The organism is Syntrophomonas erecta subsp. sporosyntropha (assembly GCF_055395365.1).
The window spans coordinates 107,537-120,652 of the sequence record NZ_AP042459.1; the positions used below are offsets into that span (position 1 = coordinate 107,537).

At 41.7% G+C, this 13,116-nt stretch carries 11 protein-coding genes; all 11 read right to left on the minus strand.

Annotation, left to right across the window (positions count from 1 at the left end; all coding sequences use genetic code 11):
* Positions 1–88: 88 nt before the first annotated feature.
* Positions 89–1,204 (minus strand): cysteine desulfurase family protein, encoded by a 1,116-nt coding sequence (locus tag ACZ5Q0_RS00540; protein ID WP_446820064.1) that lies wholly within the window; start codon positions 1,202–1,204, stop codon positions 89–91.
* Positions 1,205–1,495: 291 nt separating this feature from the next.
* The gene (locus ACZ5Q0_RS00545) at positions 1,496–2,089 is read right to left on the minus strand and encodes an indolepyruvate oxidoreductase subunit beta (protein WP_446820063.1); all 594 of its coding nucleotides are present in this window, start codon (positions 2,087–2,089) and stop codon (positions 1,496–1,498) included.
* Positions 2,090–2,091: 2 nt separating this feature from the next.
* A complete protein-coding gene (gene iorA, locus ACZ5Q0_RS00550) occupies positions 2,092–3,834 on the minus strand; it encodes an indolepyruvate ferredoxin oxidoreductase subunit alpha (RefSeq protein WP_446820062.1) in 1,743 nt (580 codons plus the stop codon).
* A 151-nt stretch (positions 3,835–3,985) separates the two neighbouring features.
* Positions 3,986–4,534 carry a spore protease YyaC gene (yyaC, locus tag ACZ5Q0_RS00555; protein WP_446820061.1) on the minus strand — a complete coding sequence of 183 codons (549 nt, stop codon included), beginning with the start codon at positions 4,532–4,534 and terminating at the stop codon, positions 3,986–3,988.
* Between the two features lie 17 nt (positions 4,535–4,551).
* Positions 4,552–5,655 carry a histidinol-phosphate transaminase gene (gene hisC, locus ACZ5Q0_RS00560; RefSeq protein ID WP_446820060.1) on the minus strand — a complete coding sequence of 368 codons (1,104 nt, stop codon included), beginning with the start codon at positions 5,653–5,655 and terminating at the stop codon, positions 4,552–4,554.
* A gap of 227 nt (positions 5,656–5,882) precedes the next feature.
* Positions 5,883–7,412: a sodium:solute symporter family protein gene (locus ACZ5Q0_RS00565; protein WP_446820059.1), complete on the minus strand. Its 1,530-nt coding sequence runs from the start codon at positions 7,410–7,412 to the stop codon at positions 5,883–5,885.
* Between the two features lie 86 nt (positions 7,413–7,498).
* Positions 7,499–8,329 carry a polyamine aminopropyltransferase gene (gene speE, locus ACZ5Q0_RS00570; protein WP_446820058.1) on the minus strand — a complete coding sequence of 277 codons (831 nt, stop codon included), beginning with the start codon at positions 8,327–8,329 and terminating at the stop codon, positions 7,499–7,501.
* Positions 8,330–8,361: 32 nt separating this feature from the next.
* Entirely contained in the window at positions 8,362–8,670 is a 309-nt protein-coding gene (locus ACZ5Q0_RS00575) for a hypothetical protein (protein ID WP_446820057.1), read from the minus strand.
* The gene (locus ACZ5Q0_RS00580; RefSeq protein WP_446820055.1) at positions 8,670–10,034 is read right to left on the minus strand and encodes a replicative DNA helicase; all 1,365 of its coding nucleotides are present in this window, start codon (positions 10,032–10,034) and stop codon (positions 8,670–8,672) included. Before ACZ5Q0_RS00580 ends, ACZ5Q0_RS00575 begins: the two co-directional genes overlap by 1 nt.
* Before the next feature lie 78 nt (positions 10,035–10,112).
* A complete protein-coding gene (locus ACZ5Q0_RS00585) occupies positions 10,113–11,279 on the minus strand; it encodes a DnaD domain-containing protein (protein WP_446820054.1) in 1,167 nt (388 codons plus the stop codon).
* 225 nt (positions 11,280–11,504) lie between these two features.
* A complete protein-coding gene (locus ACZ5Q0_RS00590; RefSeq protein WP_447182632.1) occupies positions 11,505–13,103 on the minus strand; it encodes an MBL fold metallo-hydrolase RNA specificity domain-containing protein in 1,599 nt (532 codons plus the stop codon).
* Between the last annotated feature and the right edge of the window lie 13 nt (positions 13,104–13,116).

Genomic DNA, 13,116 nt, shown 5'->3' on the forward strand with positions numbered 1-13,116 from the left:
TAAGCTTAAACCCCCGCTAATATCGGTGGAACAGGCAATCATAACTATTAGTTGAAAATAGAGCAACGATTCTTCTGTTCCTTTCTAATTAATCAACTACAACTTTATATAAGTTTTCTAGTACCGTATCGATCTCCTCTTTAGTGGTGTATCTGCCCAGACTAAAACGAATAGCACCCCGTCCCACTTCATCTGAAACTCCCATAGCCTGCAAAACCGGGGAAATTGAGGTTAATCCTGCATGGCAGGCAGAACCAGTTGAAGCAGCTACATCCCTCAAATTATGCAAAACTTCATGTCCATTTAAGCCTATAAAACTGACGTTTAATGTATTAGGAAGCCTTTTTTCTGGGTGTCCGTTTAATTGCACTTTTTCACCCAATTTCCCTTTAAGTTTTTTATAAAAATATTCTGTTAAATGTTTAACATCATCATTTTTTAAAGCCTGTTTGGCTATTGCACACGCTTTACCAAGTGCAACATCAAAAATGATATTTTCTGTTCCCGCGCGCTGTCCGCATTCATGTCCAGCCCCATGTACTAAGGGTTCGATTTTTAATCCTTTTTTTATATACAAAGCACCAATACCTTTGGGTGCGTACAGTTTATGTCCCGCAACCGTTAAAAAATCAACCCCTAATTCTTTAACATCAATAGGCACCTTACCTACAGATTGTGATGCATCTGTATGCAATAAAACATTACGTATCCGGCAGATTTCCGCTATCTTATCTATAGGCTGCAAGGTACCTGTTTCATTATTAGAATGCATAATTGTAACCAAGATAGTTCTATCAGTTATTCTTTTTTCTAGTTCAGCGATGTTTACTATGCCATATTTATCAACTGGCAAATAGCTTATCTCATAACCCTGTTTTTTTAAGTAATTACAGGGGTTAATAACAGCAGGATGTTCGATTTGCGAAGTGATAATATGATTACCCTTATTTTTATAAGTAAAGGCAACTCCCTTTATAACAGTATTGTTTGACTCACTTCCCCCACTGGTGAAAATTATTTCTTCCGGCGAGCAGTTTAAAAGATAGGCAACCTGACCTCGAGCATATTCAACCGCACTTTTAGTAATAGCGCCTAATTCATGACTGCTAGAAGGATTACCATAATTACCATAAATATAAGGAATCATTGCCTCGGCTACATCCCGGTCTATTGGTGTTGTAGCATTATAGTCGAGATAAATCATAAGATCCTATAATTCACATCCTTTATTTTAGTGGGTATATTCAATAATATTTATGCCCTCTCCTAATTTTTTTACCATTGCTTCTTGGATTGGTTTTAAATGAGGGCAAACAAAACCAATCGGAGTACCTTTAGTAATGCAGGAAGCTAGTACAATGGTATTTGCCCCTTCCTATAATCAACTAACTTTTTTGAAGAAGGAACGAGGACGAATTCGGTTGTCCCCTCTTCCACCGAATCGTCCCCGGTTAATTCATTTTATATCCATGTATACATAAAAACCATATTATCTTTAGCCGGCTGTGGTTATAAGCCCTTTCCCTTCCCGGAAGGCCCGCAGGTTTATATCTAAAGCACGTTCTGGTACCCGTTTAACAATAGCCTTCTCGACTTCCTCGGCAGGTAAGCCGATAGCTTCACTGAGCATACCAACCAAAACTACATTAGCTGCCCGGACATTGCCACAAGACCTGGCAATACCAGTGGCATCTACAATTCTGGTTTTCGGAACCAGCCTGGCTATCCGCTCAGCTATATCATCCGGGTACTTCATCTTCCCACTCATTACTGGCAGGGGATCAACCCGATCATCATTAATGATAATTATCCCGTCTGGTTTTAGATAGTCTAACCAGCGGGCTGCCTCCACTTTTTCAAAGGCCAGAATAATATCAGCATCACCTTTTTTAATAATTGGTGAATAAATCTTGTCGCCATAACGCACCTGGGAAACTACACTTCCCCCGCGCTGGGCCATGCCATGGATTTCCGATACTTTAACATCATAATCCATGTTCACCGCCACATCCGCAATAATCCTGCTGGTGAGCAGGGTGCCTTGCCCCCCAACGCCTACAATTAATATATTTGTTATACGGTCGCCCATAATTATCCCTCCATTACCTTGATAGCGTCAAATTTGCATACCTGAGGACAGAGCCCACAAGCAACACAGGTATTGGGGTTCATGGCCGCTTTATTTTCTTCCTCCTGGAAATAAACGCCGGTACACCCGATTTTAATACACTGTTTGCAGCCGGTACAGGCTTCCGGATCCACATAATAGCTTACCTCTGCTTTAGTCCGATTTAGCAATGCACAAGGTCGTTTAGCAATAATTACCGAAGGTTCACGCCGATTTAGTTCCTCTTTCAAGGCTTGCTCTAGTTCCGCCAGATTAAGTGGATCCACTACCCTAATGTTTTTGATACCTATCGCCCGCACTAAAGCCGGTAAATCCAGTTTAGTAGTAGGTTCATCGGTAATTGTATATCCCGTAGCCGGGTGATGTTGGTGTCCAGTCATGGCAGTAGTATCATTATCCAATATCAATACGGTTGAGGTACCTTGATTATAAACAATATCAATTAATGGGGTTATACCCGAATGAACAAAGGTAGAGTCACCAATGACCGCCACTAATTTGTTAGCAAATTCTTGTCCCCGGGCTTTCTCCATACCCATAGCCATTCCGATACTGGCCCCCATACAAACACAGGCATCTATGCCTTCCAGCGGGCTAAGCGCACCCAGGGTATAACAGCCTATGTCCCCCATTACCGTTAAGCGCATTCTACGTAAAGTATAAAATACACCCCGATGAGGACATCCCGGGCACATTAAGGGCGGCCGGGGAGGAATCTGGCTATCCAGTTCAATAGCTTGAAGAGGTTTCTCATCACCTAAACGTTCCCCAATCATCTCAGGACTATATTCACCTAAAAGGGTAAAAATCTCCTTACCCTGCACATTAATTCCCCAGGCTTTTATCTGTTGCTCGATCACTGGTTCCAATTCCTCAACAACTACTAATCGATCCACTTGTGCTGCAAAGGAACGGATTAATTTCTCTGGTAAGGGGTTTACCATGCCCAGTTTTAATACCGAAACCTGAGGAAGAACCTCTTTTACATACTGGTAAGCTACTCCACTGGTGATTATACCCAGACTACGCTCTCCCCACTCGATATGGTTAAGAGGAGTTGATTCAGCGTATTCCTTTAATCGTACCATCTGTTTTTCTACTTCTACATGCCGGCCCCGGGCATATCCGGGCAGCATAACATATTTAGGAGCATCCTTTTTATATTCCTTAATCCCAACTTCTTGTCGTTCTCCCTCCTCAACCAGGGTCTGGGAGTGGGACAGCCGGGTAGTAACTCTCAACATAACCGGGGTATCGAATTCTTCGCTGATCGCAAAAGCCATGCGGGTAAAATCTTTAGCTTCCTGACTATCGCCAGGCTCTAATACCGGAAATTTAGCAAAAAGGGCATAGCCCCGGTTATCTTGTTCATTTTGAGAAGAATGCATCCCGGGATCATCAGCCGATACCAGCACAAGACCACCATTAATACCAGTATACGAAACCGTATACAAAGGGTCAGCAGCAACGTTTACTCCTACGTGCTTCATAGCTACCAGAGTCCTAGCTCCTCCAAAAGATGCACCTATAGCTACCTCCAGTGCTACTTTTTCGTTAGGAGCCCATTCAGCATATATCTGATCAAATTTAGCCAGATTGCTGACAATTTCTGTGCTGGGAGTACCGGGATAGGCTGTGGCTACTGTAGCCCCAGCTTCATATGCTCCTCTGGCAATGGCTTCATTACCAATCATAAGTCGTTTCACTACTTTTTCCTCCTCGTCCCCTTGAGCTCATTAATAGTAAGAAACCTCTCGTCCGCAAGGGAGGAGAGGTCTAGACCCCAACGCAACCAATGTTACACTCATTATAATTATTTAGCACGATGATACCATACAATTATACAGCCTGTAAACGCTAAAGTAGCTGGTTATTATTTTTACCCAGACCATCCCATTCATAAACTGCATCACAAACTACCCGAGCCATAGCATATACATGGCTAAGACTACCGGCATTTATAGCCCGCATACTACGGTGGTCCAGCCGGGATCCAACTATCCCTACCAGGGACAGATTTCCTATGGCTGGCAGCCGTTTGGCTAATGCTTTACCCGGTACCAGTAAGCCACGGCGCAGCTTTATAGCGCCAATGTCAGCTTCCATGCCTACTGACGCATCGATAGCAATTTCCAATCGGCCCGGATGTTGCCTCTTAATCAAAGCAATTTTTGTAACCAAATTACGAGCATGAATAGGATCTTCCAGGGTTCCGTATACCTCCAGATGGGGAGCCACCTCTTTAATCATGGTTCCCACTAGAGGCCCAAAGCAATCCAGGATATGACGGTCTGATCCTATACAGATAAAAATCGGAGCATCCTCCAAATGAGAAAATAATTCAACAAATGCTTGTACCAATTCCTGCTTTACGTCTGCATCGCTATATAATTTTTTTAAGATCATAGAGCTACTCCAAATTATTATTTGAGTACTTCTATTAAACTTCTAACAAAACGCTCATTTTCCTCCTTATTTCCAATAGTAACCCGAATAAATGTCGGATAACCAAAAATATCACCGGTACGAACAATAACACCTTTCTCCAATAAGGCCTGAAAAACTCCGCGGCATTCTTTTCCGGTATCTACAAAAATGAAATTAGCCTCAGTAGGAACATATTTCAAGACTAGTTTTTCAAATTCACAATAAAGGTATTGCTTACCTTCCTGGTTGGTTTTCCGGCTTTCGTTCACATGGTTTGTATCATCCAGGGCAGCAGTTGCTGCTACCTGGGCTAGGTGGTTGACATTAAAAGGTTCGGTGACCCGCTCAACCGCCTGAGCAATCTCAGGGGTAGTCAGAGCATAGCCTACCCGAAGTGCGGCCAGCCCATAAATCTTCGAGAAGGTCCGCATTACTACTACATTCCGACCCTGACTTAAATATTTAGTTCCGCTAACATATTCTGAACTTTCAACATATTCATAATAGGCCTCATCAAACACCACCAAAACATCTTCCGGAACTGCCGCCATGAATTGGTCTATTTCTTCACTGCCTACGATTGATCCGGTGGGGTTATTAGGATTGCAAAGATAAATAATTTTCGTCTTACCAGTAATAGCCTTTTGCATGGCTGGTAAATCATGCTTAAACGATGCATCTAGTGGTACAGCTACGCAATCTGCCCCCATAATACGGGCAGTGAATTCATATTCCATAAAAGAAGGTTCGGCATATATTACTTCATCACCCGGACTCAAAAAAGTCTCCGCCAACAATTTTAATAGCTCATCTGATCCATTGCCGACCAGAATACCTTGCTGATCAATTCCAGTAAGTTTTGATATTTTGTTTTTCAGATAATAGCAATTACTGTCCGGATAAATGTGCAGATCATTTAATGCTTTCTCAACTGCCTTTTTCCCCAGAGGAGAAGCCCCTAAGGGATTTTCATTGGAAGCCAGCTTAATTACATCATCAATACCCAGTTCCCGTTTAACTTCCTCGATGGGCTTACCAGGTACATATGCTTTAAGTTTAAAAATCTCAGGCCTGGCCTTATCCTGCACAAAATCACCCATAAATAATCCTCCTTAATATGTTTTCATCTATTTATTTTATTCCTTTTAATAAAGGATCAATAGGTCGTTTTGAAAGTGAGACCCACCCACCGCTCACAAGCTGGCAGAAAATAAACCGTTCCCATATAAATATTATCCGGTAAATGAGAAAGGGCAGTTCGTTTTAGGAAGCAAACGAACTGGCCCATTTATCACGTATGAGGTCGTTAATACCAGGTATTTCACAATTAGGCATTTTCGGTGGCCAGTTCTTTTTTACCAAAGACTTTACCTAGATGTTCTGGAGAATACTCCGGTGTTAACCAACTCACCAAAGGAACCACCATTAATGGTACGATCATGGCTAAGGTTCCAAAAAACGGTGATCCCCAAGCCTGCAGGGTCCTTATAATACCTGGGCTTATGAAATCTGGTGCAGTAGCAATAATAAAATAACCGCCCAGGGATATGAAAAGACCCGTAATCATGCCGGCCCAAGCCCCAGCTCGGGTAGTTCTTTTGCCATAAAGACCATACAGATAAGGAGCCAGGAATGCTCCTGCTACCGTACCCCATGACAAGGCCATCAGTGTTAAGATTATTCCTGGCGGATTTAAGGCTAGCCATAATGATAATCCTACAAAAACCACACACAACACCCTTACCAATAGCATGGTTTTCTTCTCATCTAGATCCGGGTTTATAGCTCCTTTAACCAGGTCTATAGCTACTGATGAGCTGGAAACTAGTACTAATCCAGACAGAGTTGACATTGAAGCCGATAATACTAATAAGAGTATCAGTACCGCTACTAATTCCGGCAAAGCCTGATTAATAATGTTAGGCATCAGTAAATCCGGACTAGGCTTTCCTCCATAGACAGGTAAAGATTTAAAGAACAAGTGGCTTAATGAGCCTACATAATAAGCCCCTCCGGTGATCACCAAGGAAAATATGGTAGAGACAATTGTAGCCCGGGGAATAACCTGCTGGTTTTTAATACCGTAGAATTTTTGAATCATCTGGGGCATTCCCCAGGTACCCAGACTTGTTAACAGCACCAGCGAAATAATTCCTACCCATCCAGGAGGCCCTACCGGGCTTACCAAACCAGGATCGATAGCTTTTAAAGACTGGTATCCTTTAAGTATACCTCCTACAGCATCATTGCCGACCACATACTTTACCATTAATATTATGCCCGCTAACATGATAATTCCCAGCATAAAATCAATTAAAGCTACCGCTTTATATCCCCCCAGCACCAGATATAGTCCGGTAAGCAGGGTCATAAAAATTAGGGCCCATACATAAGGAATGGAAAAAATCTGCTCAAAAAGATAGCTTAATCCCATAAAAACTGAAGCTGAGTAGGGTATAAAGAATATAAATATAATCAGACTGGCAAAAATACGCATATTAGGGGAATCATAACGGGCTTCAAGAAATGAAGGCATAGTGAGCACATTCAACCGACCGCTGAGTTCCCGGGTACGGGAGCCCATTATCTTCCAGGCCAGAAATGTTCCTATAAGGGCATTACCTATCGCAATCCATACGGCAGATAAACCGTAACCCCAGCCAACTTTTCCAGCAAATCCTATGATCAGAACTGCAGAAAAGTAAGTAGTCCCAAAAGAAAAAGCTGACATCCAGGGACCCACTGAGCGGTTCCCTACTACAAAGTCATCAATAGTGTTAGTTTTGGTTCTCGTATACAGGCTTAATCCCAGTATCAAACACACAAAGCCAAACACCATAACCCATTTAAATAACATTCTACCGTCCTCCCGTCCAACATTTAAGATTCTTTAGTAAATTTGGCTCACCTTAAACCTTGTATCTCCCTAGCCTATCTACCGTACTATCCTACCATACTCCTGATAAACTGGGGTAAAGAGAATGCTGCTTCATGTACACTCTCATTATAATATTTTAAACCAGATAAGCATGTCCTGTCACCCTGTATTTTCACCGGATTATGTTTTTTGCTCCCTATAGTAAATGTCCACGGTCCGCTTACATAAGTGGGGATACTGGCTAAATAAATATTTACCCTGGGAAATACTGCCCCCATATTTTTATGCACACTGCGAAAAGCTTCCTCGAAAAAAATGGGTGATTCTGATTGTACAGTTACCATACCATCCTCTGCCAAAATCGAGTATATGCTTTGATAAAAATCACGACTAAAAAGTTGTACTGCCGGTCCTACTGGATCAGAACTATCAACTATAACCAGGTCATATTCTTGGGTAGTTTCGGCCACATATTTAATACCATCACCTATATGAAGATTTAACCGGGGATCATTAAAAGCGCTGGCTACTTTAGGAAAATACTGCTGGCTTACTTTCACTACCCGCTCGTCAATTTCCACCATATCTATTTTTTTAACAGTTGCGTGTCTTACCACTTCACGCAGGGTTCCACCATCACCACCACCAATAATCAGCACCCTTTCCGGATGGGGATGGGCATATATAGGTACATGCACGATCATTTCATGATAGATAAACTCATCCTTTTCCGCAATCTGAAGTGCTCCATCTAGTATGAGGGCTTTCCCCCATTCAAGCGTATCCACTACTGCTAGTTTTTGAAAAGCAGTTTTCTCCTCGTGGAGAATTGACTTGAGTTTCCAGCGAACCTCATATCCTTCGGTGTGGTTTTCATAAATCCAATAGTTACCCAAAATTAAACTACCTCCTAACCGATTTTTTGTCCTTAGCGGCTAGCTAAAAGATCTCTAATCAATTCCGCACTGGACATTACTGAGTCCGGGTCGTTCCAATCCGTTGCTAGCACCGTTGCCCGAATAATCTCATCGGTCTCCGGGGGAATATCCTTTTGCATAGTCCATTTTTTTAATAACCTTACCAGGGTAGGGTTATCCCGTTTTACAATCACTTCGTCCAGTAGATTAAGTAAAAACTCCATTTCCCGAGGTTCAAGTTGATGGGTTATGCCTAACCGGGTAATCAGGGTAGCAGTCTCATCGTAAACCTTCTTGGTACGCCGATCATCCCTTATCATCAGAGTGCAATCCTTTCTGCATCTTGCATGATCTGACGCTGCAGATCAAAAGTAATGGGAATACGGACTCCACTACGACCATCCCGGTTTTTATCAATATAAATATAATAATTGGGATTAAGATATTTTTTTAATTCCTCATTTTCTTCCAGTTCTTCACGAGGTATGGGACTTAACTTTAACATCAGGTCAGATTCGTTTTTCATGCGCTTAGCCCCTTGAAGACTGCCATCCGGATTTAACTGTACTAGACACATAACCACTATTTTAAGATTTTGAGCTAAAGTTTTCAATGCCTTTACAATCTGTTCGAGCATTTGCCATTCCTGCAGACGGGGATCCAGCTTATCCATTCTCCCCACGTAGTCAACTACCATCATATCAATATTCTTTTGGGTTTTGAATTTTCGAGCTACTGATATAGTCTTCTCAGGAGTCAGGTTGGGACAAGGGTAGGAGTAAAAGCCGCTTTCCCGCAGGCGTGAGTATCCCCTTAAAATAACTGATAATTCCGTTTCATTAATATCTCCACTGCGAATACGTTCATGTTCGATACCGGATAAAATTGATCCCCACCTTAATGCGATCTGTACCCGGCTCATTTCCGTATTAAGATACACTACAGTCCTCTGCCCTTCCACAGCTACTGCTTTAGCCGTGTGGAGAGCAAAGGCAGTTTTACCATGTCCGGTTTGCGCTCCCAGGATAACCAGATCTCCTGGTTTATACCCTAGAGTAATATGATTGAGGGTGTCAAAACCGGTAGGTAAACCCTCTAAGGGCAGAACACCCTTGTGCTGCTCGCGGATCTCTTTAAAACGGATAAACCGCTTTTCCACCTCATCGTAACCTAGATTAGCCACATCTTCCGGTGTATCTATACGGTCATCATGATCTAAGGCGGTAAGATTAGTTAACTCCTCTTCCGCCTCCATAAGAATCTGATCAGCTTCCAGATCAGTTTTTTCCTTAAGCAGTTGGTAGCCTTTACGCAAAAAAGACTCAAATCTACGTAGACGCGATTTATCTTTTACTTTTTTTATCCAATACTTAATGTTTTCATCGTCAATATAATGCTCAGCTATATACTGAAGCTCATCAATATCACGCGGATTAGTAAATACACCAAGGTTATGCCCTTCCTTTAAAAGTTCCACATAAGTAGGCCTAATTTCCCTCTCAAATAAGCTACAGGTTAATTCGTAAATAGTAGCATGCTTAGGAGAATAAAAATCGGAAACCACCAGGGTATGATAGGCTTCCACACAAGCCTCCTCTGAATGAAGCATAGCTGAAAGTACCCGTCGCTCACTCTCCAGGTCAAAAAGTATATTATCATCTATTTGCTGAAGGGGGTAATTCACCTTGATCACCGTCCATAATAAAATCGGGATATAAAATCCCGATTATTATTATACCTTATATTTTAATGTTGGTATTTTTTAAAGATTACTTTTCAGTTCTTCTATACTAGAAGGAGCCACATATATCTCATATTCATTTTCGCTTCTCTTATGGGACTTTTTCCCACCGGATGAGTTCTTTTCTGATTGCTTGCGAGCTTTAAAATCTTTAATTTCCTGCTCGGCATCTTCAGGACTACGAATTTCTTTGCTCATCCAGTTATAAAGCACGCTATCAACATACTCCAGTCCACCGTTTTTCGTACGCTGGCACATGATTTGCCCAGCCTTCATGATCATAGTATGGGTGAAACCCCAATCATAACGCCACTTGTAATAAACATTCTTACGTGCTTCAGCATTCATGTCTATCCCGGTAAAGCTACCAAACTCAGCAATATCCGGATCAAACTTTTTACGGCGCATACTAAAGATTTTATCGGCATCTACACACTTGCTAAAGTACATATTTAAACCTTCCACCGTATTGATGGAATATTCTTTTAGATCGCGAGCTATGCTAGTAATATCGCGAGGATTATGTATGTTTCGTTCAAAACACAATTCCAACATCATAAGCAAGAACTGAGGAGTAAATGCCATATCATTAAGCCAACGTTTTAACTCGGTCGCCATTTTTACACTCATGAGATTACCTGTTTTTTCAGAGATAAAATCAGCTACCGTTTTAAAATTACTATCTGAACAAGCCAGCATATCTGGTAACTGTCTTTTTTTCTCCTCTTCCAATTCCAGTTCCAGCTGTTGGATACGATTACGATACTCCTCCAAAATCTGCTCCGTAGGCTCGTCCTTTGGTTGGTAATCCTTATGAGTATGAGATATTTCGATATGATCCCGGCCTATTAAGGCCTCTAGTTTTTGGAACAGCGGTTCCAGGCTAATATTCTTACTAGCAAACCCGCCCGGTTTATCTTCCACACTTATTATTTCTAGCTTTTTAAGCCGACTAATTCGGCGGGAAAGCTTTTGTTTGGTCATAATAGGACAAAGCTGCAGTACCTGTCCGGCACTAACTCCGGTCTGAAAAAGGGGTTTAGTACGTTCCAGGGTATAAAAAATTGCCGCTAAAACGCCGATATCCTCCATATTCAGATCAAGCTCTTGTCCGTAGTAAAATAGTGCGCCGGGAACATTGGAACTACCCCAGCGCATTATTTCTAATATAGCTGCTTTTCCGTGCATTTTGTATCTTGCCCCCATAACCCGAAGTACAGAAATTATATCACCTTGGTTCAGTACTTCTCAAGAAATGCAGCTTCTAGTTTTAGCCAACAATATCTAACAATACGATCATAAAAGCGAAATAAAGAGTTAAACACAAACTAATTGAATCAATTCCCTACTTGACTGATTGCCTTGGCAGTATTTTCCTAAACTAATGGCTTTCCGGACAATAGCAGACCTAAGTTATTTATTATCCGTATCGTGTTTAAACAACGTATTAACCTGGGTTATCTTGTCTATAATCTGATCGTACTCCGATGCTACCCACTTTTCCCGGAACATATCGTTAACTTTTAGCCTTAACTGTAAGTACATCTGTTCCGCTAACAAGGCTTTACTCATGTTATCTCCTGTTAGCGGAGTAGCAGACTGAACTCTCTCCGACGGTTTCAATTCAAATTCATCCATCCAGTCCGGGATAAACACGGGTATACGCATTTCTTCCTGGATATAATCAGCCAGGTCCTGTTGCGCCTCTTCCTCACCGTGTACTAAAAAGATACCTTTCGGTGGTACGACAAACTTCTTAATCCAGTCTACCAAACCGGCCCGGTCAGCATGGGCTGAATAGGATTCAATACTACGGATATCAGCTTTAACTACTACTGATTCGCCATGTATAGTCACCAGTTTTTCACCATCCAGGATCCGTCGACCCAGGGTTCCGTTAGCCTGGTAGCCCACAAATAATACTGTACTTTCCGGTCTCCATAAATTATGTTTCAAATGGTGTTTAATCCTACCCGCATCACACATACCACTAGCAGAAATAATAATAGTATTTCCCTTTACCTTATTTAGTTCCATGGACTCTTCCTGAGTTTTAGAATATTTCAAATTAGGTAGTTTAAAGGGATGATTCCCCGAAGCTACCATCTGCCGGGTAGTATGGTCATAATACTCCAAAAATTCGCCAAATATTTGAGTAGCCGCAATCGCTAGGGGGCTATCAATATAAATATCAATAGTTGGATCTAATTTTCCCGCCATATAAAGCCGATTAAGATCATATAAAAGGTCCTGGGTTCTTTCTACTGCAAAGGCAGGAATAACTAAATTACCACCTTTGTCCATAGTGTAATTGATAACTTCTTCTAGCGTTTCTAGACGCCGGAATATGCCTTTATGAAAGCGATTTCCATAAGTAGATTCCACCATCAGGTAATCGGTATTTTCAATAATGCTGGGATCCTTGATAATAGGCTGATTACTATTACCCAAGTCACCACTGTATACCAATTTCGATGTTTTATCATTTTCATTTATCCATAGTTCGAGGATACAGGATCCTAAAATATGACCGGCATCCCGGAGACGCAATTGAATACCGGGAACAATTTCAAAAGTTTCATCCATATTTAGAGAACGAAACTGGCTCAGACATTTTTCAGCATCCTCTACGGTGTAAATCGGTTCTAAGAGCACTTTTCCGGCCCTTTTCAGCTTGCGATTCTTCCTTTCTATCTCTGATTCCTGGATATGTCCGGAATCAGGAAGCAGTACACTCGCCAACTCCTGGGTAGCATGACTGCAATAAATCGGACCTTTAAATCCATGTTTACAAAGTTTAGGAATCAAACCGATATGATCAATATGTGCATGGCTTAATATTACAAAATCAATCGAACTCGGGTCGATGGGAAACTCCTTATAGTTGCGCTCTTTTATGGCTTTGCTCTCTTGAAACAAACCACAATCAACCGCAAAACAACCCGGTTCTGATTCTATTACATGGAAAGATCCAGTAACCGTTTTCGCTGCGCCCAGGAATCTTATTATCATAGTTTATTTTCCT

Coding starts and splice junctions, on each gene's coding strand:
- ACZ5Q0_RS00565 (WP_446820059.1), bottom strand. CDS start 7,412: ATGTTATTTAAATGGGTTATGGTGTTTGGCTTTGTGTGTTTGATACTG.
- yyaC (WP_446820061.1), bottom strand. CDS start 4,534: ATGATCTTAAAAAAATTATATAGCGATGCAGACGTAAAGCAGGAATTG.
- ACZ5Q0_RS00545 (WP_446820063.1), bottom strand. CDS start 2,089: ATGGGCGACCGTATAACAAATATATTAATTGTAGGCGTTGGGGGGCAA.
- hisC (WP_446820060.1), bottom strand. CDS start 5,655: ATGGGTGATTTTGTGCAGGATAAGGCCAGGCCTGAGATTTTTAAACTT.
- ACZ5Q0_RS00540 (WP_446820064.1), bottom strand. CDS start 1,204: ATGATTTATCTCGACTATAATGCTACAACACCAATAGACCGGGATGTA.
- ACZ5Q0_RS00590 (WP_447182632.1), bottom strand. CDS start 13,103: ATGATAATAAGATTCCTGGGCGCAGCGAAAACGGTTACTGGATCTTTC.
- ACZ5Q0_RS00585 (WP_446820054.1), bottom strand. CDS start 11,279: ATGCACGGAAAAGCAGCTATATTAGAAATAATGCGCTGGGGTAGTTCC.
- ACZ5Q0_RS00575 (WP_446820057.1), bottom strand. CDS start 8,670: ATGATAAGGGATGATCGGCGTACCAAGAAGGTTTACGATGAGACTGCT.